At 64.1% G+C, this 24,670-nt stretch carries 14 protein-coding genes and 2 pseudogenes; 8 read left to right on the top strand and 8 right to left on the bottom strand.

Annotated features, from left to right (window positions below; all coding sequences use genetic code 11):
• Window positions 1-26 precede the first annotated feature (26 nt).
• Window positions 27-1,684 (top strand): annotated as a pseudogene (locus tag X730_RS01000000164610) (lysine--tRNA ligase).
• Here the strand turns inward: X730_RS01000000164610 and X730_RS145710 are convergent.
• The 7 genes from X730_RS145710 to X730_RS145680 form a co-directional block, all read right to left on the bottom strand.
• Window positions 1,647-2,519: a thermonuclease family protein gene (locus X730_RS145710; RefSeq protein ID WP_023738208.1), complete on the bottom strand. Its 873-nt coding sequence runs from the start codon at window positions 2,517-2,519 to the stop codon at window positions 1,647-1,649. The pseudogene X730_RS01000000164610 and the gene X730_RS145710 sit on opposite strands and share 38 nt — an antisense overlap.
• A gap of 8 nt (window positions 2,520-2,527) precedes the next feature.
• Window positions 2,528-3,178: a helix-turn-helix transcriptional regulator gene (locus X730_RS145705; RefSeq protein ID WP_023681959.1), complete on the bottom strand. Its 651-nt coding sequence runs from the start codon at window positions 3,176-3,178 to the stop codon at window positions 2,528-2,530.
• Between the two features lie 476 nt (window positions 3,179-3,654).
• Window positions 3,655-5,874 carry a 3-hydroxyacyl-CoA dehydrogenase NAD-binding domain-containing protein gene (locus X730_RS145700; protein WP_023826800.1) on the bottom strand — a complete coding sequence of 740 codons (2,220 nt, stop codon included), beginning with the start codon at window positions 5,872-5,874 and terminating at the stop codon, window positions 3,655-3,657.
• 23 nt (window positions 5,875-5,897) lie between these two features.
• Window positions 5,898-7,106 (bottom strand): acetyl-CoA C-acetyltransferase, encoded by a 1,209-nt coding sequence (locus tag X730_RS145695; RefSeq protein ID WP_023669613.1) that lies wholly within the window; start codon window positions 7,104-7,106, stop codon window positions 5,898-5,900.
• Between the two features lie 31 nt (window positions 7,107-7,137).
• Entirely contained in the window at window positions 7,138-8,307 is a 1,170-nt protein-coding gene (locus tag X730_RS145690; protein ID WP_023751947.1) for an acyl-CoA dehydrogenase family protein, read from the bottom strand.
• A gap of 229 nt (window positions 8,308-8,536) precedes the next feature.
• Complete coding sequence (locus X730_RS145685) at window positions 8,537-10,345, bottom strand: acyl-CoA dehydrogenase (RefSeq protein WP_023751946.1); 1,809 nt, start codon at window positions 10,343-10,345, stop codon at window positions 8,537-8,539.
• A gap of 272 nt (window positions 10,346-10,617) precedes the next feature.
• Entirely contained in the window at window positions 10,618-11,076 is a 459-nt protein-coding gene (locus tag X730_RS145680; RefSeq protein WP_023755140.1) for a MerR family DNA-binding transcriptional regulator, read from the bottom strand.
• A gap of 479 nt (window positions 11,077-11,555) precedes the next feature.
• Here X730_RS145680 and X730_RS145675 point away from each other — a divergent pair, with 479 nt between their 5' ends.
• From X730_RS145675 to X730_RS01000000164620, 4 genes and pseudogenes are all read left to right on the top strand, one after another.
• On the top strand, window positions 11,556-15,539 hold the full coding sequence (locus X730_RS145675; RefSeq protein WP_023826801.1) for an SEL1-like repeat protein: 3,984 nt from the start codon (window positions 11,556-11,558) through the stop codon (window positions 15,537-15,539).
• A 193-nt stretch (window positions 15,540-15,732) separates the two neighbouring features.
• Complete coding sequence (locus X730_RS145670) at window positions 15,733-16,656, top strand: sulfite exporter TauE/SafE family protein (protein WP_023669608.1); 924 nt, start codon at window positions 15,733-15,735, stop codon at window positions 16,654-16,656.
• Complete coding sequence (locus X730_RS145665; RefSeq protein WP_023826802.1) at window positions 16,656-17,447, top strand: TIGR02186 family protein; 792 nt, start codon at window positions 16,656-16,658, stop codon at window positions 17,445-17,447. The genes X730_RS145670 and X730_RS145665 overlap by 1 nt, the downstream gene beginning before the upstream one ends.
• A gap of 175 nt (window positions 17,448-17,622) precedes the next feature.
• Window positions 17,623-18,887: pseudogene (locus X730_RS01000000164620) on the top strand (Hsp70 family protein).
• Between the two features lie 4 nt (window positions 18,888-18,891).
• Here X730_RS01000000164620 and X730_RS145660 read toward each other — a convergent pair.
• Window positions 18,892-19,791, bottom strand: a complete 900-nt coding sequence (locus X730_RS145660) for a LysR family transcriptional regulator (RefSeq protein WP_023826803.1) — start codon at window positions 19,789-19,791, stop codon at window positions 18,892-18,894.
• Between the two features lie 278 nt (window positions 19,792-20,069).
• Between X730_RS145660 and X730_RS145655 the strand changes: the two genes are divergently transcribed.
• Genes X730_RS145655 through X730_RS145645 form a run of 3 tightly spaced genes read left to right on the top strand, consistent with a single transcriptional unit; the run spans window position 20,070 to window position 24,669 of the window.
• The gene (locus tag X730_RS145655; protein ID WP_023826804.1) at window positions 20,070-23,000 is read left to right on the top strand and encodes a molybdopterin oxidoreductase family protein; all 2,931 of its coding nucleotides are present in this window, start codon (window positions 20,070-20,072) and stop codon (window positions 22,998-23,000) included.
• Window positions 22,997-23,725 (top strand): 4Fe-4S dicluster domain-containing protein, encoded by a 729-nt coding sequence (locus X730_RS145650; RefSeq protein ID WP_023669602.1) that lies wholly within the window; start codon window positions 22,997-22,999, stop codon window positions 23,723-23,725. The genes X730_RS145655 and X730_RS145650 overlap by 4 nt, the downstream gene beginning before the upstream one ends.
• A gap of 5 nt (window positions 23,726-23,730) precedes the next feature.
• Entirely contained in the window at window positions 23,731-24,669 is a 939-nt protein-coding gene (locus tag X730_RS145645) for a DmsC/YnfH family molybdoenzyme membrane anchor subunit (protein WP_023826805.1), read from the top strand.
• Window position 24,670: the final 1 nt, after the last annotated feature.

Below are 24,670 nucleotides of genomic sequence, written 5' to 3' on the forward strand. Positions count from 1 at the left end.
AAGCCGGCCATGACTGGAACTTTGACATGACGGGATCAAACATCGCCGATCTCAACCCCGAAATGCTTGCGGCAGCCGCCGAAAGCAAGGCCTGGCCGTTCGAGGAAGCCAAAAAGATCATCGAGCGCTACAAGGGCGGCGACTTCCCGGAGATCGTCCTGTTCGAGACCGGCTACGGCCCGTCGGGCCTGCCGCATATCGGCACGTTCGGCGAGGTCGCGCGCACCTCGATGGTGCGCCATGCCTTTCACGTGCTGACCGGGAACAAGGTCAAGACCAAGCTGCTCTGCTTCTCCGACGATATGGACGGCATGCGCAAAATCCCCGACAATGTGCCGGATCGCGCAGCGCTCGAGCCCTATCTGCATATGCCGCTGTCGGCGGTGCCCAATCCGTTCGGCGGCGACTATCCGAGCTTTGGCGACCACAACAACGCGATGCTGTGCCGCTTCCTCGACACGTTCGGCTTCGACTACGAATTCGCCAGCGCCACGCAGTACTACAAGGCCGGCCGCTTCGATGCGATGCTGGTGCGCGCCGCCGAGCGCTATGAGCAGATCATGGCGGTGATGCTGCCGACGCTGGGGCCGGAGCGGCAGGCAACCTACAGCCCGTTCCTGCCGATCTCGCCGAAGAGCGGGCGCGTGCTCTACGTGCCGATGAAGCATGTCAACGCCAAGGCCGGCAACATCACCTTCGACGATGAGGGCACCGAGACCACGCTTTCGGTGACCGGCGGGAAGGTCAAGCTGCAGTGGAAGCCGGATTTCGGCATGCGCTGGGCAGCGCTCGGCGTCGATTTCGAAATGTTCGGCAAGGACCACCAGACGAACGCGGTGATCTACGACCGCATCTGCAACATTCTCGGCGGGCGCGCGCCCGAGCATTTCGTCTACGAACTGTTCCTGGACGAGAACGGCCAGAAGATCTCGAAGTCGAAGGGCAACGGGCTGACCATCGACGAATGGCTGCGCTACGCGCCGACCGAAAGCCTCGGCCTCTATATGTATCAGCGGCCAAGGCAGGCGAAAAAGCTCTATTTCGACGTCATCCCACGCGCCGTCGACGAGTACTACACCTTCCTCAACGCCTATCCGCGCCAGGACTGGAAGGAGCGGCTGGGNGGCTGGGCAATCCGGTCTGGCACATGCATGACGGCAAGCCGCCTTCCATCGACATGCCGGTGCCGTTCTCGCTGCTGCTCAACCTGGTCAGCGCCTCCAACGCGCAAAACAAGGATGTGCTGTGGGGCTTCATCTCGCGCCATGCATCTGGCGTGACGCCGGCGACGCATCCCGAACTCGACCAGCTGGTCGGTTTCGCCATCCGCTACTTCGACGATTTCGTGAAGCCGACGAAGACCTTCCGGCCGGCCGACGATGTCGAACGCGTGGCGCTGGAAGCGCTTGGCAACGCGCTTGCTGGCCTGCCGGCCGGCGCCGACGGCGAAGCGATCCAGAACGCTTCGCTCAACGTGGCGCGCAAGATCGAACGCTATCAGGACCATTCGAAGAAGAGCCCGGACGGCGGCCCTGGTGTCTCGGGCGCTTTCTTCCAGATGATCTACCAGGTGCTGATCGGCCAGGAACGCGGACCGCGCTTCGGTTCGTTCGCAGCCCTCTACGGCATCGCCGAAACCCGCGCGCTCATTGAGCGGGCGCTGGCTGGTCAGCTGGCGGCGTAATTTCCGTCCCGGACGGCGGCGTGTCTATCGCCGGGGCATCGAGGATCGGTTGCGACGCCGTCGGTGCCACAACAGGCGTTGGCGCCGGTGGCAGGCCGCCAAGATCGGGCGCGGCGCCGAAGACGCCCTTCTTGGCGGCGCGCGCCTTGTCGCCCGCTTCGACATAGGGGCCGGCTGCCGTGGCGCGCGCCCAGCCGTTTTCGACCAGCCACTGGCCGACATCCAGCTTGCCGATGCGGCATTCGGCGGCGATCAGCGCACGGTCGGCCTCCGGCGGCACCTTGCAGGCAACGGCCCGGCCGCGCAGGAAAGACCGGAACGCGGTGCGCGCCCTGATACCGCAAGCCCAGGACTTGCCGCCCTCGGTGCAGGTCTCGTCTTGCCTGACGATGTCGATGCCGGAGACCGTCACGGAATAACCATTGGCTTCGATCAGGCCGGCGGCGGCCGCGACCGGCTGGAACAGTTTTGTTCCTCCCCAGTCGTCGACCGCTCTGCGCCCACGCGGCTTGGGCGGCCCGGCCAGCGCCAAGTCGCTCAGCGGCGCGCGTGGCTCAACCCGTTCAAGTTCTTCTACCGGCAGCGGCGGCGGAGCGATGGCCTCGGGATCGATCGCCCTCGAATGCACCTGAGGCGAGTGCATCGGAGGCTTGACGGGCCGGACCTCGGGGATCGCCGACGTCGCCGGCTCCTCGGGCACGGCCTCGGTGTCCGGGTCGATCTGGTCGACGGTGATGGCGGGGCCGTCGCGATGCAGCGCGCGACCGCCGGCGACGACAATGGCGACCATCACCGGGATCGCCAGGAGGGCTATGAGGATTTGAAGCAGACGCACCGCGAGACCTACTGGCTTGCCCAGACGATCCGCGCCACCCATTCGACATCGCGCATCGCGATGTCGCGGTCCGGGTGGTCGGGGTTGAGCGAAATCAGCACGATCGATTTCGTCGTCTGGCGGTCGAGCACCTTGGCCATGACTTCGCCGGCATTGGTCTTGACGACGACGCGGTCGCCCTTGCGGGTAGCGGCGCCCGGCTCGACGATCAGCACATCGCCATTGCGGTACAGCGGCAGCATGGAATCGCCCTGCACCTTCAACGCATAAGAGGTTTCGGTCGCCCGTGCCGGAAGCTCGACAAGGTCCCAGCCCTGGCCTGAGGGATAGCCGGCATCATCGAAGAAGCCGCCGGCGCCGGCCTGGGCAAAGCCGAGCAGCGGCACCGCCGAACGCTGCGCGGCTACCGAGCCCGAAGCGGCCTTGGCACGGCCTTCGACCAGCCCGGTGAATTCGTCGAGCGAGGCGCCGGTCGCCTCGATGATCTTCGCCAGCGATTCGGTCGACGGCCAGCGCGGCCGTCCATCCGAGGACAGCCGCTTCGATTTGTTGAAAGCGGTGGAGTCCAGACCGGCTCGCCGGGCCAGGCCGGAGGCCGACAACGAATAGCGCTCAGCGAGAGCGTCGATGGCTGCCCAAACTCGGTCATGCGAGAGCAATTCGCTCTCCTCAAAACAGGAAAAAATACCTTTTCCTTCTAACGCGCGGTCATCCGATTGTCCACCGGCGCGCGGCCCGATCCCCTAAAAAGCTGTGTGCGGCGAAGTCGTCATGGATGCCTCAAACTGCCTTGGCAAGGCTGCGCAATCCCTGGTCGGAGCTCATGAAACCCCGCTCGGCCTAGGTCGGCGGTCGCGGTTGAACGGAGCGGGCAAGCGTACTGTTGGACGCGCCAAGGACGCTGTAGCATTTTGATTTGGCGCATGACCCCGAAAATCGATTCCGATTTTCGGGGTCATGCGCGAGGTCGGCGAGCATCATGTAGCGGGCGTTGTTGAGATGGAGGTTGAAGTCGATCTCGGTCGGCAGGCAGCGAAAAGCCAGTCGGCTTTCGCTACCGACCGCATAAGGCCACGGCGCCTTGCCGTGGCCATCATTCGCGCAAGGCGCCCCCAGACGTACATGGGGCGCTAGCTCAAGCGGCCTTCTGCACCTCGCCTTTCGCATAGGGATCGAAGCGCTGGTAGAAGGTCTCGCCCTTCTCGGCCAGGTCGAGCAGCAGCTTGGGCGCCTTGAACTCGGCGCCGTATTTCTTCTGCAGGCCTTTGGCTATTCTGACGAACTCCCTGGCGCCGATGCCGTCAATATAGGACAGCGCGCCGCCGGTGAATGGCGCGAAACCAAAGGCGAGGATCGACCCGAGATCGGCCTCACGCGGATCGGTGACGATGCCTTCCTCCATCACCCGGGCCGCTTCCAGCGCAATGGTTACCAGCAGGCGCTGCTGCAGTTCCTCATAGTCGACCTTCTCGGCCTCCAGCTGCGGATAGAGATCCTTCAGGCCCGGCCACAGCTTCTTCTTGGCAGGCTTGGCGGGATAGTCGTAAAAACCCTTGCCGTTCTTGCGGCCGAAGCGGCCATGGGTGTCGACCAGCGTGTTGATCAACGCCATCTGCCTGGGGTCGACGGCCTTGTCGCCGAGGTCCCTGATGGTCTGCTTCATGATCTTCTGGGCAAGGTCGATCGCCGTCTCGTCGGTCAGCGCCAGGGGGCCGACCGGCATGCCGGCGGCCTTGGCGGCGTTCTCGATCATCGGCGTCGGAACGCCTTCGATCAGCATCTTGTAGGCTTCCGACATGTAGCGCAGCACGCAGCGGTTGACGTAGAAGCCGCGCGTGTCGTTGACGACGATCGGCGTCTTCTTGATGGCGCGCACGAAATCGATCGCGGTGGCCAGCGCCTTGTCGCCGGTCTTCTTGCCCAAAATGATCTCGACCAGCATCATCTTGTCGACCGGCGAGAAGAAGTGGATGCCGACGAAATTCTTCGGCCGCGCCGAATTCTTGGCCAGTGCGGTGATCGGGATGGTCGAGGTGTTGGAGGCGAAGATCGCCGACGATTTCAGCACGGCTTCGGCCTGCTCGGTGGCAGCCTTCTTGACGGCCGAATCCTCGAACACCGCCTCGACCACCAGATCGCAGCCGGCGAGATCGGCATAGTCGGCCGACGGCGTGATCAGCGACAGAAGTCTGTCCTTCTCCTCGGGCTTGACGCGGCCCTTCTTGACCTGATCGGAGATCAGGCTGTCGGAATGCGTCTTGCCCTTTTCGGCCGACGCCATGTCGCGGTCGAGCAGGACGACCGGGATGCCAGCCTTGGCGGTGACAAAGGCGATGCCGGCGCCCATGAAGCCGGCGCCGAGAATACCGATCTTCTTGAACTTGGTCTCCGGCACGCCGGCCGGGCGGCGGGCGCCCTTGTTGAGCTCCTGCAGCGAGACGAACAGCGAGCGGATCATCGCTGCTGCTTCCTTCGACTGCATGATTTCGGTGAAATAGCGCTGTTCGATCCGCAGACCGGTGTCGAAGGGCACCAGCAGGCCTTCATAGACGCATTTCAGGATCGCCGCGGCGGCCGGATAATTGCCGTAGGTCTCGCGGCGCAGGATGGCGATGGCCGGCGGCCACAGATTGAAGCCGGCCGGCGTATAGATTTGGCCGCCAGGCAGCTTGAAGCCCTTCTCGTCCCAGGGCTGGACGGCTTTCAGGCCGTTCCTGATCATCGCCTTGGCGGTCTCGATCAGCTTGCCGGGTTCGGCGATCTCGTGGATCAGCCCCATCGCCTTGGCTTTCTGCGGCGACAGCGTCTGGCCGGTGGTCAGCATCTGCAACGCCTGCTGCTGGTCGGTCAGGCGCGGCACGCGTTGGGTGCCACCGGCGCCGGGGAAGATGCCGACCTTGACTTCCGGCAAGGCCATCTTGACCTTTTCGGAGTCAGCGGCAACGCGGCCATGACAGGCCAGCGACAGCTCGAACGCGCCACCCATGCAGGTGCCGTTGATCGCCGAGACCCAAGGCTTGCCCGACGTTTCGAGCTTGCGCCACAAGCCACCCATGCGGCCGGCATTGTCGAACAAAAGCTGTGCCGCCTTCTCCGGGTCCTTGGTCTTCTCCTTGGCAAATACGGCCAGCATCTTCTGCAGCATGGTCAGGTCGGCGCCGCCGGAGAAGCTGTCCTTTCCCGAGGTGATCACCGCGCCCTTGATGGCGGCGTCGGCCACCACATGGTCGATGATCTTCTCGAGCTCGTTCATCACCTCTTCGGTGAAGACGTTCATCGAGCGGTCCGGCATGTTCCAGGTGACCAGCGCGATGCCGTCTGCGTCGGTGTCGACCGTGAAGTTTGTATAAGTCATGTCTCTCTCCTTCCGGCCGAAAATCAGACGCGTTCGATAATCGTTGCGGTGCCCATGCCGGCGCCGATGCAGAGCGTCACCAGAGCGGTGTTCAAATCGCGGCGCTCGAGCTCGTCCAGCACCGTGCCCAGGATCATCGCGCCGGTGGCGCCGAGCGGATGGCCCATGGCGATGGCGCCGCCATTGACGTTGATCTTGTCGTGCGGGATTTCGAATGCCTGCATGTAGCGCAGCACCACCGAGGCGAAGGCCTCGTTAAGCTCGAACAGGTCGATATCCGACAGCTTCATCTTGGCGCGCTTCAGAAGCTTCTCGGTGACGTCGACCGGACCGGTAAGCATCAGCACCGGCTCGGAGCCGATGTTGGCAAAGGCGCGGATGCGGGCGCGTGGCTTCAGGCCCATCGTCTTGCCGGCCTTCTTCGAGCCGAGCAGTACGGCGGCCGCACCATCGACGATGCCGGACGAGTTGCCGGCATGGTGGACGTGGTTGACCTCTTCGACTTCCGGATGCTTCTGCACGGCGACCGCGTCGAAGCCGCCCATTTCGCCAGGCATGACGAAGGACGGGTTGAGCGAGGCCAGCGACTGCATGTCGGTCGACGGCCGCATATGCTCGTCATGATCGAGGATGGTGAGGCCGTTCTGGTCCTTGATCGGTATGACGGAGTTCTTGAAACGGCCATCGGCCCAGGCCTTGCCCGCACGCTTCTGGCTCTCGACCGCATAGGCATCGACGTCGTCGCGCGAAAAACCGTATTTGGTGGCGATCAGGTCGGCCGAAATGCCTTGCGGCACGAACCAGCCGGGCAGGCCGACGGACGGGTCCATGAACCACGCGCCGCCCGAGGCGCCCATGCCGACGCGCGACATCGATTCCACGCCGCCTGCAATGACGATCTCGTCGGCGCCTTGAGCGATCTTGGCGGCGCCGAAATTGATGGCGTCGAGGCCTGAGGCGCAGAAGCGCGAGATCTGCATGCCCGGCGCCTTGTTATCGTAGCCGGCCTCGAAGGCGGCGGCACGCGGAATGACGGAGCCGGCTTCGCCGACCGGATCGACGCAGCCGAAGATGATGTCGTCGACGTTTGCAGTGTCGAGGCCGTTGCGGTCGCGCAACGCTTCAAGCGTCCTGGCCGCAAGCCGCACCGCCGGCACCTCGTGCAGCGAGCCATCCTTCTTGCCCTTGCCGCGCGGTGTGCGCACGGCGTCATAGACATAAGCTTCAGCCATTTGCTTGCTCCTTGCTTTGCCGACGTCGCTCTCAGAGAGAGCGGCCGATCAGCAATTTCATGATCTCGTTGGTGCCGCCGTAGATGCGCTGGACGCGGGCGTCGCGGAACATGCGGGCGATCGGATATTCATTCATGTAGCCATAGCCGCCATGCAATTGAAGGCATTCGTCGACGACTTTTCCCTGCAGGTCCGAGAGCCAGTATTTCGCCATCGACGCCGTCACCGGATCCAGCCCGCCATTGATGTGGCGGGTGACGCAATCATTGTAGAAGACGCGGCCGATGGTGGCCTCGGTCTTCAGTTCGGCGAGCTTGAACTGGGTGTTCTGGAACTCGATGATCGCTTTGCCGAAGGCCTTGCGGTCCTTGACGTAGTCGATGGTCAGAGCAAGCGCGCGCTCGATCATGGCGATCGCGCCGGTGCCGATCTGCAGGCGCTCCTGCGGCAATTGCTGCATCAGCTGGATGAAGCCCTGTCCCTCTTCGTGGCCAAGCAGGTTCGAGGTCGGCACGCGCAGATCATTGAAGAACAGCTCCGACGTGTCGTTGGCCTTCAGGCCGATCTTGTCGAGGTTGCGGCCGCGTTCGAAGCCTTCGGCCTCGTCGGCCTCGACGACGATCAGCGAGGTGCCCTTGGCGCCTTTGGCCGGATCGGTCTTGGTGACGACGATGATGAAATTGGCCAGTTGGCCATTGGTGATGAAGGTTTTCGAGCCGTTGATCTTGTACTGGTTGCCGTCCTTCTCGGCGCGCGTCTTGACGCCTTGTAGGTCGGAGCCGGCGCCCGGCTCGGTCATGGCGATGGCGCCGATCAGTTCGCCGGTTGCCAGCTTCGGCAGCCATTTCTTCTTCTGCTCCTCGGAGCCGTAATGAAGGATGTAAGGGGCAACGATCGCATTGTGCAGGCCGATGCCGAAACCGTCGACGCCGACATGGCCGATCGCCTCGATGATGGCGCTCTCATGCGCGAAGGTGCCGCCGGAGCCGCCATACTCCTCCGGCATCGAGGCGCAGAGCAGGCCGGCGGAACCTGCCTTGCGCCAGCTCTCGCGGTCGACCATCTCGTTCTTCTCGAACTCGTCGTAGCGCGGCGCGATCTCTTCCGACATGAAGCGATGCGCCATGTCGTAGAGCATGCCGACTTCGTCCGCCGCCCAGGCTGGCTTCGGCAAAGAGAGCACTTCTGATGGATTTGTCATGCTGTTTCTCCCGCGCCAACGTCCCCCTCCCCCTTGAGGGGAGGGTGGCCGCGAAGCGGTCGGGTGGGGTCGCCGATGACGTGCTCGACCTTATCTTCGGAATTGACGCGGGTTTGGGGCATTGCGATCATCTCCTACCAAAGCGCCAACCAGCCGGCGCACTGCACGCAGGACCCCTCCCGGCCCTTCGGGCCACCCTCCCCTCAAGGGAGGGGGACGCCAGCCATTTCTAGAACGCTTCCGCAGGCAGCGCCATTAGCGTGTCCGCACCACTGGAAATGCGGGCCAGATGTGCCGACGTCTCGGGCATGATCCGCTCCATGAAGAAGCGCGCCGTCACCACCTTGTTGTCGTAGAAAGCCCCATTTTCGTGGACAGACTGCGAGCCGTTGGCGCCGGTCTTGCCGAGCGCGGCCTTGGCCATCTGCGCCCACATGTAGCCCAGCGCCACAAGGCCAAAGAGATGCATGTAATCGGTCGACGCGGCGCCGGCATTGTCGGGCTTGGCCATGCCGTTCTGCACCAGCCACATGGTCGCCGCCTGCAGATCGTTGAGGCCTTTCTTCAGCGCCTTGGTGAACGGCGCCAGCTTGTCGTCGGCACGGTTCTCCTCGCAGAACTCGCCGACGTCCTTGAAGAAGGCCTGCACGGCGCGGCCGCCATTCAGACCAAGCTTGCGGCCGACGAGGTCGAGCGCCTGGATGCCGTTGGCGCCTTCATAGATCATGGCAATGCGGGCATCGCGCACGAACTGGCTCATGCCGTGTTCTTCGATGTAGCCGTGGCCGCCGAACACCTGCTGCGCCATGACGGCATGGTCGAAGCCCTTGTCGGTGAGCACGCCCTTGATCACCGGCGTCAGCAGGCCCGTATAGTCGTCGGCCGCCTGGCGATCCTTGTCGTCGGCGGAGCGGTGGGCGATGTCGGACTTGATCGCCGTCCACAGCGCCAGCGCGCGGCCGGCCTCGTTGAAGGCCTTCATGGTCATCAGCGAGCGGCGGATGTCGGGATGCACGATGATCGGATCGGCTTGTCTGTCCGGCGCCTTGGCGCCAGACAGCGAGCGGCCCTGCAGCCGGTCCTTGGCGTAGGAGACCGCGTTCTGGTAGGCGATCTCGGACAGCGACAGGCCCTGCAGGCCGACGCCGAGCCGGGCTTCGTTCATCATCGTGAACATCGCCTTCAGGCCGCCATTGGCCTCGCCGAGCAGCGTGCCTTCGGCCTCGTCATAATTCATGACGCAAGTCGAATTGCCGTGGATGCCCATCTTCTCCTCGATCGACCCGCAGGAGAGCGTGTTCTTCTCGCCCGGATTGCCCGAGGCATCGAGCTTCAGCTTTGGCACGATGAACAGCGAGATGCCCTTCACGCCTGCCGGCGCGCCTTCGATGCGGGCCAACACGAGATGGACGATGTTTTCCGACATGTCGTGCTCGCCGGCCGAGATGAAGATCTTCTGGCCGGATACCTTGTAGGTGCCGTTGCCGTTCGGCACCGCCTTGGTGCGCAGCAGGCCGAGATCGGTGCCGCAATGCGGCTCGGTCAGGTTCATGGTACCGGTCCAGGACCCCTCGACCAGCTTCGGCAGCCATGTCGCCTTCTGCTCGTCGGTGCCGTGTGTGATGATAGCAGCGATAGCGCCTTGAGTCAGGCCGGGATACATCATCAGCGCCATGTTGGCCGAAACCATGTATTCGGCAACCGCGGTGTGCACGGCATAGGGCAGCCCCTGGCCGCCGAACTCGATGGGCGCCGCCAGTCCCATCCAGCCGCCTTCGCGATACTGGTCGTAGGCTTCCTTGAAGCCCTTCGGCGTCGTCACCGAGCCGTCCTCATGGCGCACGCAGCCTTCCATGTCACCGACGCGGTTCAGAGGATGCATAACGTTTTCGGCGAGCTTGGCGCCTTCGGCGAGGATCGCCTCGACAACGTCGGGCGTCGCGTCGGCAAATCCGGGAAGGTTGGAATATCGCTGATAACCCAGCACCTCGTTGAGCACGAACAGCGTGTCCTGGACCGGCGCCCTGTAGATCGGCATGTGTTCCTCCACCATGCGGGTCTTGGCCGCGAGATCGGGCCCCGAACATGAGGTTGGGGCGGCACGCCGGCCAATGTCGAAAGCGAGATAGCAAAAATTGACGTTTGCGTAAACGTCAATTTTGTCGCCGGGACAAAATTTACCTGTGCCAGCCTATCGGCACGCGCGGTGCATAGCTTTGCGCAAAGCGAGGGGGGTCAAACAAAAAGAGCCGCGCGGGCGGCCGCGCGGCTCTTAAGTTCAAAGCTTTCGCCGGGAGCTGCGGAGCAAAATCAGCTGGCGGCGCTGGCCGGGGCCGAACGCTCGGACAGCATCTGGCGCACGGCCGACATCGAGCCGCTCAACTCGTTGATGGCGTCGTCGATCAGCGCGCGCTGCTTCTGCAGGCGGGCAAGCTGCTTCTCCGACTTGTCGAGAGCCAGCCGTAATTGCTTGGTGTTGGATCCCGTGGGATCGTAGAGATCCATCATCTGCTTGACGTCGCGTAGCGAGAACCCGACCTTGCGGCCGAGCAGGATCAGCTTCAGCCGCGCCTTGTCGCGACGCGTGTAGAGCCGCGTCGCCCCATCTCGCTTTGGATTGAGCAGGCCCTTGTCTTCATAGAACCGCAGCGTGCGCAGAGTCACGCCGTATTTCTTGGCCATCTCGCCGATGCGCACGAGCTCCTCACCGGCTTCGGCAGACATATTGTTGGTGTTGGCCGCGGCTTCGCCGGGCGAAACAAGTTTCATAGTCACTGGCTTTCCCCTGTCGTGGCATCGCGGTCTTGGACCTTGCAACGCCTGAGTGGAAGCGGGGGCATGCTTCCAGTCGTGGTTTCAACTAATTCATCGCAAAAGGCACGAACGGCGCCCCTCTTACGTTTACGTCAATTCTATATCGATAGCCGCCGCATGACGCAAGGGCGTTCTGGGATTGCGAAACCTTATGCCGCACCCCCGGCGCCGGGTCCGAACGGGCACCGCCTGTATTTCAGCAATGCCGTAACTTCTTAAGCTTGGTTAACACCTTGTTTACCACGATGGGTGAAATGTGCGGATGTCGGTCACCCGTGTTTATCCTGTAGCGAATTTTTCACGGTTTTTCGGAGAGCGGGCCTGGCCCGGGAAGCTCGTCTTCCGCCGCAGCAGTGCCGCGCGGCCGCCTTCGTTCCCGACAAGGACTTGGGAAACTGGCAGCAAGCCGGCCATTCTGAAAAACGGACGCATCGATGAACAGCAAGCGGTCCTATCTCGATACACTCAACGCCGGCAGGCCGCGCAGGCCGAACACCACACTTGACGAATTGAACCGCTCGCTGGAAACGCTGGAGCAGCGGCTGGAGCGCAAGCGCGAGGACGCCGCCGAGCGCTTCGATCCGCGCCGGCCGCCCGCAGAGCCGCGCTACGCAAGCGCCCAGCCCTACGCCCCGCCGCGCTGGTACGAGGACCCGCAGCCCACGCCGCGGCCGAAAGGCGCCGGGCCGGCCGGCTTTGACCAGAACTATCAGGCGATCGCGCGCGACATCGACCGCGTGCGCGGCCAGGAAGACAGCGTCGCCGTGGTCGGCAAGATCGCCGGCGAATTGCGTGGCCTGCGCGAGGAACTGCGCCATCAGATGACGGCCGGCCTGCAGCGCGAATTCGCCGCGTTGCGCAAGGACATCGAACGGGCCTTCCAGGCGAGCAACCAATCGGGTGGTCAGGCAGGCGGCTTGCCCGGCAAGGGCAGCGCCGAACTCGGCGTCGAATTCGAGCGGCTGTCCGGCGCCATCCAGACGCTGGCCGAGAAGAGCGACGACCGAAGCGTCAACATGCTGCGGCTCGAGCTCGAGCAGGTAAAGACGGCGCTCGACACATTGGCGCGCGAGGAAAGCGTGCTCAAGGTCGACCGCCGCTGGGACGATTTCGACCGCCGCTGGAGCGCGTTCGAGGACCGTGTCGACGCCGACCAGCGCAACCGCGCCGACGGCCCCGGATTTTCGGCCCTGACCGACCGGCTCGAACAGATCAGCAATGCGGTCCACAATCTGCCGGAATCGCTGTCGCTGCGCTCGATGGAAGAAAAGGTCCGCACGCTTGCCGGCGCCGTCGATCATTTCGTCAGCCAGCAGAGCAACCGCGGCGGCGACACGCTTGGCCTGATCGATGAACGGCTCGACGAGATTTCGCGCGCCATCGTCGCCTCGACCGTCGCCGCACAGGCCAATTCCTTCGACCCCGAACCGTTCGAGCGCATCGAGAAGCGGATCGCCTCGCTGGCGCAGCAGATCGAGGAAGTCGTGCAGGTTCGTCCGAGCGGCGAGGTTCTCGACCGTCTCAGCACGCTCTCGAACAGGGTCGACGAGCTTGCCGGCCGCGCCAATCTGCCGGAACAGGCGATGGAGCGCCTCGGCAAGCAGATCGCGATGATCGCCGACAAGATCGACCGCGCCCCGGCCATGCCCGACGCCGACTATATCTTCCAGGGTCTGGAACAGCGCTTCGACGTGCTGTCGGGCATGATGGAACGTCGGCAGGGCGATGCCATCGAACAGGGCAACATGCTGTTTCGCGATCTCGAGCGGCGGCTGGACGAGGTTGCCGACCGGCTGGACCAGCGCCAGCCGCAGGCTGACAGCGCCGGCATCATGGACGCCATCGATGCACGCTTCACCGCGCTCGCCCAACGCATGGAGACGCGCATTCCCGATCCTGCCAACGAGGCGGCGATCCGCGGCCTGGAAAGCCGGCTCGAAGACATTTCAAGCCGGCTCGAATCGTCGGCCGCGCAGGTCGCCGGCATCGATCCGGCACTGATCCGCAGCCTTGAGGCGCAGGTCTCCAGCCTATCGGCGCATCTGTCGAAGCCCGGCACGCCGCTGCCGGAATTCGAGGACATCAGCCCGCGCCTCAACGAAATCGAGAAGTCGCTGGCCGGAACCCGCGAATCCATCATGGGCGCGGCACGCGAAGCAGCCGAGAGCGCCGTGCGCTCGCTGGCAGATTCCAACGCCAACACCGCGGCCGTTACCGGCCTTGCTCAGGATCTGAAGACGCTGGAAGCGCTGACGCGCCGTTCGGACGAGCGCAATTCACGGACATTCGAGGCGATCCACGACACGCTGCTCAAGATCGTCGATCGTCTGGGCTCGCTGGAGACCAGCGAACCGGCCGAGGCGGTGAGCGAGCTTCTGGATGCCCAGGCCGAGCCGGCGCGGCGGGCCCGCGCTGCACGCGCCTCCAAGATTTCGGTGCAGGACGCGCCATCGATGGATATCGACCAGCCGCTGCCGCTGACCGGAGACATGGCCGATCTCGACGGCCGCGCCGCCGCCATCATGCGCAGCGAGCCGGATATGCGCGCCGACTCGGGTACGCGTAGCGACCCGGTCATGGGCAGCGAACCAGTGCGGCGCTCGCCAGCCGAAGCTGCCGCGGCCGCTGCCCAGGCAGCGCTCGGTTCCGACAGGATTGCCGAGAAAGGCGAAGGCACGGCCAAGAAGTCGCTGTTCGGAGGATTGGCGCGCGCCTTCAGGGGCAAGAAGCCGGCTGACATGCCGCCGCTTGCCGGCTCGGGGCCCAATGTCGACATGCCGAGCGTCGATCTCGACGAGCCGCTCGATCCGAAGCTCGCCAACCGGCCGTTGGAGCCGGGCTCCGGCGCGCCCGACCTCAACGCCATCATGAAGCGCGTGCGCGACGAGCGTGGCCCACCGGTGCGCCAAAACTCCGGCGATGCATCGAAATCCGACTTCATTGCCGCTGCCAGACGCGCGGCGCAAGCCGCGGCCGCCGAGGCCGACGCACTGAAACGCCAGTCCACCATGAAGGGCCCGGTCAAGGCGCTTCGTATCGGCGACCTGCTCAAGGCGCGGCGCAAGCCGATCCTGATGGGAGCGGTCGCGATCATGCTGGCGCTTGCCGGCCTCCAGTTGGGCAAGGCCTTCTTCGCCGACCCGGTCGAGGTCGCAAGCAACGATACAGCGCCGATCGTCGCCTCGCAGCCGGTCGAGACTGCCTCGGTCAACGCTGCCAGCCAACCCAAGGCAGAACAGCAGGTGGCCGTGCAGGACGTGCCGGCCCGGATCGTCAGGCAGGCGGAGCCCACGGAACCGGCAGCTGGCAATGATGCGCCAATGAATGCGGCCTCGGTCGCTGGGCCCGAAGTGCCGGCGGTGGAGCCCGCGCCAGCGCCGATGGCTTTGGCCGATCCGGCCCCCACGCCAAATGCAATGCTGCCGACCACCGCCACTGCGGAACCGGCGGCTGCCGACGCGCAGCCTGCGGCCGCCGTCATGGCGCCCTCGGATACGACGGCCTCGGATACTACCGGCGCCGTTCCGCCGGCTGATGCTGCGGTAGCACCTGTCGTGGCCAAGATAGACGTTCCGGCCGATGCAGGCCCGCAAGCCTTGCGCGACGCGGCTGCCGGCGGTGACGCCAAGGCGCTGTTCGAGCTCGGTTCGCGCTATGCTGAATCGCGCGGCGTCAAGGAAGACATGGCGGCAGCGGCCAAATGGTACGAAAAGTCGGCCGAGCTCGGCTTCGCACCGGCGGAATACCGCATCGGCAATTTCTACGAGAAGGGCATCGGCGTCACGCGCGACGTCAAGAAGGCAAAGACCTTCTACCAGCTCGCCGCCGCGCAGGGTAATGCCAGCGCCATGCACAACCTGGCCGTTCTGTTTGCCATGGCCGCCGACGGCGTGACCGACAATGAATCGGCCGCGCACTGGTTTCAGGCGGCGGCCGATGTCGGCGTCAAGGACAGCCAGTTCAATCTCGGCATCCTGGCGGCAAAGGGCGTCGGCATGAAGCAGAGCCTGGAGGAATCCTACAAATGGTTCGCGCTCGTCGCCAAGACCGGCGACAAGGATGCGGCTGCCAAGCGCGACGAAGTCGCCACTGCGCTGCGCCCCGAACAGCTGGAGCGGGCCCGCGCCGCCACGGAACTGTGGAAGCCGAAGCCGCTCGACCCGGCGTCCAACTCGGCCGATATTCCTGAATCCTGGCAGGAAGGCACGCCGCAGACCACCGCCAGCGTCGACATGAAGAAGGCGGTCAAGAACATCCAGCTCATCCTCAACAAGAACGGCTACGATGCCGGCGGCGCCGATGGCGTGATGGGCGGCAAGACCAAGACCGCAATCATGGCTTTCCAGACCGACAACAAGATGCAGGCGACCGGCGAAATCGACGAAAAGCTGGTGAAGGCGCTGCTGGCGCACAAATAACGGCAGATGCGTCGCTAACGCGACGCCCTTGCCATACATTTGCCTGTTAACTGCTTGAGATGTTTTTTGTTTCGGTAGGGCGGCGGGGTTTGATCCCACTGCCCCGGCGGTGCAAGAAGGAATTGGCTTTTCGGTGCGACAATGCCCTGGAATGGCTGCAATCGCCGACAGGCAAACTGATCGAGACTGACGGGTGGGCATCTATCTCCCGATCGCGGAAATTTCCGTCAACGTCTTCGTGCTGCTGGCAATGGGCGCGGCGGTGGGTTTCCTGTCGGGCATGTTCGGGGTCGGTGGCGGCTTTCTGATCACGCCGCTCTTGATCTTCTACAACATCCCGCCGGCAATCGCCGTTGCCACTGGCGCCAACCAGGTTATCGCCTCCTCCTTCTCCGGCGCGCTGTCGCACATGAAGCGCGGCACGCTCGACTTCAAGCTCGGCGGGGTGCTGCTGGCCGGCGGCATCGTCGGCTCGACCGGCGGTATCTTTGTCTTTGCCTTCCTGCGCCGGCTCGGCCAGCTCGATTTGTTCATTTCGCTGCTCTACGTCGTGCTGCTTGGCACCGTCGGCGGGCTGATGCTGGTCGAGAGCGTCAATGCGCTGCGCGCGACGCGCAGCGGTGCGGCGCCGGTCTTGAAGAAATCCGGCCAGCACAACTGGATCCACCGGCTGCCGCTGAAGATGCGCTTCAGGGCCTCGAAGCTGTTCGTCAGCGTCATTCCGGTGCTGGGGCTCGGCGCCGGCATCGGCTTCCTGTCGTCGATCATGGGTGTCGGCGGCGGCTTCATCATGGTGCCGGCGCTGATCTATCTCTTGAAGGTGCCGACCAACGTCGTCATCGGCACCTCGCTGTTCCAGATCATTTTCACCTCGGCCTACACCACGCTTGTCCACGCCACCACCAACCAGACGGTCGACGTCATGCTTGCCTTCCTGCTGATGGCGGGCGGCGTTGCCGGCGCGCAATATGGCGCCAAGGCAGGACAGAAGCTGCGCGGCGAACAGCTCAGGGCACTGCTGGCGCTGCTGGTGCTGGCGGTCGCGATCCGGCTTGCCATCGATCTCTTCGTCACGCCGCCAAACCTCTATTCGCTGACCGCCGCGGGCCTGAACTGATGCCGCGGTGGGGGATTTTTTCGGCCGCCGTTTTGCTTCTCGCCCTCGCTCTGCCGGCGGCAGCGCAATCGCCGAACCCCTTGCCGGAAGGCATCCAGATCGGTCTCTCCACCGACGCGGTGTCGATCACCGCCGGCTTTTCCGGCGCCGACCTGACCATTTTCGGTTCGCTGGAAAACCCCGACCCGCTGGTCGCGCGGCAGGGGCGCTACGACGTCATCGTCGTGCTCGAAGGGCCGCCGCGGCCGGTTGTGGTGCGCCGCAAGGACCGGGTGCTCGGCGTCTGGGTCAACCTGGAATCCGAGACCTTCGAGAACGTGCCGGTCTCCTACTCCGTCGCCACGACGCGGCCGCTGCAGGACATCACCGAACCCAACTGCTACAAGCAGCTGTCGCTCGGCGCCTCCAACCTTTACATGCAGCCGGCCGAGCTAACCGACAGTCCGGCGACGATCGAGGAATTCACCGTGGCGCTGCGCGAGCGCAAGGCGGCGACCGGCCTCTATAGCGAGAATGTCGGCGGCGTGCAGTTCTTGTCGCAGAACCTGTTTCGCGCCACGGTGCGGCTGGCGCCCAACGTCCCGGTTGGAACCCATAAAGCCCGCGCGTTCCTGTTCAAGAGCGGCCTGTTCCTCAAGGAAAGCTCGGCCCAGCTCGAAATCCGCAAATCGGGTTTCGAACAGTCGATCTTCCGCGTCGCGCATGATTACTCCTTCCTCTACGGCGTCTTCTCCGTGTCGCTGGCCATGATCACCGGCTGGCTGGGCAGGCTGATCTTCCGCAGGGATTGACGCGCACGACCCATTTCCGGGGAAAGGGGGTTCCCCTTTTCTCAGTCTTGCGATAGACCGCCGCCTCCCAACCCTCGGGTTACACGCACAATCATTCGGCAGAACGGTCCGGCCTCTGGACGGCGCGCGTCTTGCGACGCCTGCCACAGCGACGGCCCAATGACAGGAGGCTGCAATGCACCAGGCATTTGGCGGCATCGATTTCGGCACGTCCAATTCCACGGTGGGCGTGATCCGCAACGGCCAGGCACGGCTGGTGGCGCTGGAAGGCGGACAGCCGACATTGCCAAGTGCGGTGTTCTTCAACTTCGAGGACGGTCACACCTATTTCGGCCGCCGCGCCATTGCCGACTATACCGACGCCATCGAGGGCAGGCNGGCAGGCTGATGCGGTCACTGAAGAGCGTGCTCGGCAGTTCGCTGGCGCATGAGAAGACGCGGATCAAGGCCCGGCAGATCGGTTTCATCGACATTGTCGGCATGTTCGTCGGCCATTTGAAGAAGCGGCTTGAGGAAGACGCCGGCGCTCCGGTGGAGAACGTTGTGCTCGGCCGGCCGGTGCAGTTCGTCGACGACGATGTGGAAGCCGATGCCAAGGCGCAAAGCGAGCTTGAAAAAGCGGCGCGCGCGCAAGGCTTCAAGCACATCGCCTTCCAGTTCGAACCGATTGCGGCAGCACTCGACTATGAGCAGGACGTGAAGCGCGAGGAACTGGCGTTGATCGTCGACATGGGCGGCGGCACGTCCGACTTCTCGATCGTGCGCGTTTCGCCGCAACGATCCCGTTCAAGCGACCGCAAGGACGACATCCTCGCCAACCGAGGCATTCATATTGGCGGCACCGATTTCGACCGGCTGCTCAGCATCGCCCATGTCATGCCCAAGCTCGGCTATCTCTCGCCCACAAAAGACGGCAAGCGCAACCTGCCGGCGAGCTATTTCATTGATCTCGCGACGTGGCAGCGCATAAACCTCGTCTACACCGCCAAGGCGATGACGCATCTGAGGCAAGTCCGCTTCGAGGCCGTTCGCGCCGACCTAGTCGACCGCTTCATCCATATTGTGGAGCACCGTTACGGCCATGCGCTGGCCGGCCTCGTCGAACGAGCCAAGATCGCGCTGACGGATCAGGCTTCGGCTGATGTGGCGGTGGCGCTGCCCGGCGCGCGTTTTGCAGCCGAGATCACGCGCACTGGCCTGGAGAAAACGATTGCAGCCGACATCGAGCGGGTGTCCGCTACGGTGCGGCAGACGATTGCCGATGCCGGCATAACGGCCTCTGCGATCACCGCCGTATTCCTCACCGGCGGTTCGACCGCGATCCCGCTGGCACGGCGTGAAATCCTGTCGCTGGTGCCGCAAGCCGCCGTTATCGAGGGCGACATGTTCGGCTCGGTCGGCCTTGGCCTGGCGCTGGATGCGCAGCGGAAGTTCGCCTGATCGCTTACGCCGGATTGCTGACGGCTCCAGCGCCGAGATGCGCCTTGAGCGCCATCTGGGCCAGGCTTGCCTGGCGGTCACGATGGGTGATCATGGCGAAGTCGCGCTTCGGCAGTTCGAGCGGCACCGACCGGAGACTGCCCTCGGCGACGGCGCGTCCGACGACGAGGTCCGAGATGATGGTGGCGCCGGCGCCGGCCTCGACCGCCTGGCGAACCGCCTCGTTGCTCGGCAGCACCAGAAATATCTGCAGGTCGCCAAGCGATATCCCCTCGCGGCGGGCCAGGTCCTCCAGCACCTCGCGCGTGCCCGAACCACCCTCACGGATGATCCAGCGCAGCCCTCTGATATCCGGGCGGCCCGGCGCGATCTCGGCGATTTCGGGATGCGAGGCGGCGACGACCAGCATCAACCTGTCGACGTCGACCTTGGTGCGGCGGAGGATGTCTGACTCGGTGCGCCCCTCGACCAGACCGAGATCGGCGGTGCCGTCGAGCACATTGGCCTCGACCTGCCTGGTGTTGCCGATGCTGACGCTTAAGCGCACCGCCGGGTAGGCTTCATGGAAAGAGGCCAGCCTGCGCGGCAGCCAGTAGCTGGCGATGGTCAGGCTGGCGGCGATCGACAGGCTGCCGGCGACCGTCTCCGAGACATGCTCCAGCACATTTCGGGCGGCGTCGGCGCGTTCCAGCACCGCCTTGGCCTCGGGCAGGAAACGGTGGCCGGTCTGAGCCAGCTCGATGTTGCGGCCGACACGGTTGAACAGATGAACGCCATGCTGCTCTTCCAAAGCGCGGATGGCGGCCGATGCCGCCGACTGGGAGATGCCCAAAAGCTCCGCCGCCTTGGTCATATGGCCGCGTTCGGCAACGGCAACGAAAATGCGCAACTGGTCCAGCGTCATGTGTGCATTAAGAACCAATTCCGATCGAATTTACAAGAACAACTGATTAGACGGATCGATAGCTTTATTCTACTTTTTCAGTCGAAGTTAGAAAAAATTCGCCAACAAATCGCGGCCAACAAAATGATCGGGCGGTTCAGATCCCTTTTTGCGCATTGGACCCGTGGCCTCAGGCGGCGGCTGGCCGGCGATCGATATCATCCTGAAGAACACTATATGCGTGGCCCCGGACCGAAGACGCGGGCCAAATTCGCAGGTAGCAAAAGCACGCCGGCATCATGAACCCAGCTGCGCCGCGCGGGGCCAATTCCGCACCGTCGCAACGGTCGCTTGCCGACACGCGCGCGCCGGATGAAGGCGACGGCGTCGACACCTCGCCCGATGTTTCCGACAGCATCGCCAAGACCACCTGCTATATGTGCGCCTGCCGCTGCGGCATCGACGTCCATATCAAGAACGGCAAGGTGCGCTACATCAACGGCAACAAGGCCCATCCGGTCAATCGCGGCGTGATCTGCGGCAAGGGCAGCTCCGGCATCATGCAGCATTACAGCCCGGCGCGGCTGAAGAAGCCGCTGCTGCGTAGCGGCCCGCGCGGCTCGGGCGAATTCCGTGAGATCGAATGGGAGGAAGCCCTTTCGATTGCGACCGGGCGGCTATCGCATATCCGCCGGACCGATCCCAAAAAGCTTGCCTTCTTCACCGGGCGCGACCAGTCACAATCGCTGACCGGCTGGTGGGCGAGCCAGTTCGGCACGCCGAACTTCGCCGCCCATGGCGGCTTCTGCTCGGTCAACATGGCGGCCGGCGGGCTTTACACGATCGGCGGCTCGTTCTGGGAGTTCGGCGAGCCGGACTGGGACAATACGAAATACTTCATGCTGTTCGGCGTCGCCGAGGACCATGATTCCAACCCGATCAAGATCGGCTTGGGTAAACTCAAGGCGCGCGGCGCCAAGGTGGTGTCGATCAACCCGTGCCGCACGGGCTACAACGCGATTGCCGACGACTGGATCGGGATCCGGCCCGGCACCGACGGCCTCTTCGTCTTCGCCCTCATCCACGAACTGCTCAAGGCGGGCCGCGTCGATCTCGATTATCTGCTCCGCTACACCAACGCCCATGTGCTGGTCATCCAGGAGCCGGGCGCGGTCGATGACGGGCTATTCCTGCGCGACAGCGACAACAATATTCTCGCGTGGGACAGAGTGGCGAAGACAACCGTCAACGCAGCCGATGCGGATGCGAAGCCGGCGCTGACCGGCAGCTTCACGTTCGCCGGCCGCCGCTGCGTGCCGGTGTTTCGGCTTATCGCCGACCGCTACATGGACGACAGCTACGCACCCGATGCGGTCGCGGCACGATGCGGCATTCCGGCCGACACCATCCGCCGGATCGCCGCCGAACTCGCCCACGTCGCCTTCGAACAGACGATCGAACTGCCGGTTGCGTGGACCGACTGGGCCGGACGGCGGCACGAGACGATCAAGGGACGGCCGGTGTCGATGCATGCCATGCGCGGCATCTCGGCCCACTCCAACGGCTTTCACTCCTGCCGCGCCATCCACCTGCTGCAGGTGCTGCTCGGCACGGTGGACGTGCCCGGCGGCTTCCGTTTCAAGCCGCCCTACCCGCGCTCGGCGCCGCCGGGACCGAAGCCGGCCGGCAAGGTGGTCAAGCCGATGACGCCGCTGGGCGGTATGCCGCTCGGCTTCGTCTGCGGGCCGGACGATCTCCTGGTCGACGAGGCCGGCACGCCTTTGCGCATCGACAAGGCTTATTCCTGGGATGCGCCGCTCGCCGCGCATGGGCTGATGCATACGGTCATCCGAAATGCGTGGGCCGGTGACCCGTACCCGATCGACACGCTGATGATGTACATGTCGAACATGGCTTGGAATTCCTCGATGAACACCGTCGAGACCATTGCCATGCTCACCGACCATGACGAAGCGGGTAACTACAAGATCCCCTTCATCATCTATTCCGACGCCTATTATTCCGAGACGGTGCCGTTCGCCGATCTGGTGCTGCCCGACACCACCTATCTCGAACGTCACGACTGCATCAGCCTGCTCGACCGGCCGATCAGCCATGCCGACGGGCCGGGCGACGCGATCCGCCATCCGGTGGTCGAACCGGACCGAGATGTCAGGCCGTTCCAATCGGTGCTGATCGAACTTGGCGCTCGGCTTGGCCTGCCCGGCTTCGTCGAGGACGATGGCTCGGCCAGATATGCCGACTATGCCGACTACATCGTCAATCACGAACGCACGCCCGGCATTGGCCCGCTCGCCGGCTGGCGCGGCAAGGACGGCACGTCTGTCGGCAAGGGCGAAGTCAATCCCGACCAGCTGCAGCGCTACATCTACAATGGCGGCTTCTGGCACCAGGATTTTGCTGAGGACCAGCGCTATTACAAGATGGCCAACCGCTCCTATCTCGACTTCGCAGAGCAGATGGGGTTCATCCCCAAGGCCGAGCCGATCGTGTTCCAGCTCTATTGCGAACCGATGCAGCGCTTTCGCCTCGCCGCGCGCGGTCATGGTCGCGTCCAGCCGCCCGAGAGCGAACGCCAGCGCATCGAGACCTATATGGATCCGCTGCCGTTCTGGTTTACCCCGTTCGAAGAGGCCGCGGTCGATCCGCAGAAATACCCGCTGCATGCGCTGACGCAGCGGCCTATGCACATGTATCATTCCTGGGGCTCGCAGAATGCGTGGCTGCGGCAAATCACCAGCCAGAACCGCCTGTTCGTGCACCACCAGACCGCGGCAGTTCTCGACCTGGCCGACGACGACTGGGTGTGGATCGAAAGTATCAACGGCCGGGTGAAGGGACAGATCAAGCTGGTCGACGGGGTCAATGCGGATACGGTCTGGACCTGGAACGCCATCGGCAAAAGGCGCGGCGCCTGGGGTCTGAAGGACAACGCTGCCGAGAGCAATCGCGGCTTCCTGCTCAACCACATTATCGGCGACCAGACATCGGCTGACGCGAAAGGCAAACGCTATTCGAATTCCGATCCGGTGACCGGCCAGGCGGCGTGGTTCGACCTCAGGGTACGCATTGTCAAATGCTCTGATGAGGAAGCCGGCTTCACCGAACCGCAATTCGAGCGTTTCAGCCAGCCGCCAAATGTCGAGCCTTCGCCCGACATCCTTCGCTTCGGCGCCGAGTTCCGCGTCCATACGGAAGCCGTGGAATGACCTGCCTTCCCGCCCATACAGACAAGAAGCTTGGCCTGGTCATCGACCTCGACACCTGCGTCGGCTGCCAGGCCTGCGTCACCGCCTGCAAGGAGTGGAACACCGGCGGCCACATGGCGCCACTGACCGACATCGACCCCTATGGCGGCCATGTCGACGGCGTCTGGTTCAACCGCGTACACAGCTATGAGCACATCACCGAAGCGGGCGGGCGCACCGTCAACTTCCCCCGCTCCTGCCTGCATTGCGAGACGCCGGCCTGCGTCACCGTCTGCCCGACCGGCGCCTCCTACAAGCGGGCATCGGACGGCATCGTGCTGATCGACGAAAGCAAATGCATCGGCTGCAAACTGTGCAGCTGGGCCTGTCCCTATGGCGCGCGCGAATTCGACCCCGATGTTGGCGTGATGAAGAAATGCACGCTGTGCGTCGACCGCATCTACAATGACAATCTGGCCGAGGAAGACCGCGTGCCGGCCTGCGTAGCCGCCTGCCCGACCAGCGCCCGGCATTTCGGCGATCTCGGCGATCCTTCGTCGGCTGTCTCGCAATTGGTGGCGGAGCGTGGCGGCGTCGACCTGATGCCGGAGATGGGCTACAAGCCGACCAACAAGTACCTGCCGCCGCGCGCCCGGCGTGCCGCATCGGTGCCGGCGGCAAGGCTCGACCCGGTCAGGGCCGAAGGCGGTTTCCTCGGCTGGGTCGACCGCATGCTTTCGAACTGATATCCATGCATCCTGCCGCCTCGGTCGTTTTCTTCACCATTGCTACAGGAGCGGGCTACGGACTGCTGGCGCTGCTTGGCGTGCTGGGCGGGCTGGGCTTCATCCCGGCCGATTTCTGGCTTGGCCTTATCGGAATGGGGCTGGCGCTTGGGCTGATTGCTGCCGGCCTTTTGTCTTCGACCGTCCATCTCGGCCGCCCCGAACGCGCATGGCGCGCCTTCTCGCAATGGCGCAGTTCCTGGCTGTCGCGCGAAGGCGTGGCCTCGGTCGCGACCTTCATTCCCGCCGGGCTGTTCGGCATCGGCTGGGTGTTTTTTGGCCGCACCGGAGGCTGGATGGCCATCGCCGGGTTTCTCGCAACTATCGGCGCAATCGTCACCGTCTGCACCACCGGCATGATCTATGCCTCGCTGAAGCCGATCGCGCAGTGGCATAGCCCGTATACGCTGCCGGGCTATCTCATCTTTGCGGCGATGACCGGCAGCGTGCTGTTGAACGCGCTGCTGCAGGCTTTCGCCATCAGCCCGACCGCCGTTGCGTTAGCCGCCCTGCTGCTGACCTTGCTCGGCTGGGGCTGGAAGCTGGCGACGTGGCGATACAATGACGCGCTGGAGATCGCGACCACCGCTAACACGGCGACAGGCCTCGCCGGAGGGACGGTGCGCTCGCTGGAATGGCCGCACACCGAGGAGAACTACCTGCTCAAGGAAATGGGCTTTCGCATCGCCCGCAAGCACGGTGCAAAGCTGCGGCTGATCACGCAGTTGCTGGCTTTCGCCTTGCCTGCCCTGCTGCTGCTTTCTGTCTTATTCGCTTTGCCCTGGCCATTCGCAGCGGTGCTGTCGGTGCTTGCGGCAACCGTCCAGTTCGCCGGCATGCTGGTCGAGCGCTGGCTGTTCTTCGCCGAGGCCAAGCACACCGTCACCCTCTATTACGGCCGGTAGA

The sequence above is a fragment of the Mesorhizobium sp. L103C131B0 genome (assembly GCF_000502275.1).
Classification (GTDB): domain Bacteria; phylum Pseudomonadota; class Alphaproteobacteria; order Rhizobiales; family Rhizobiaceae; genus Mesorhizobium.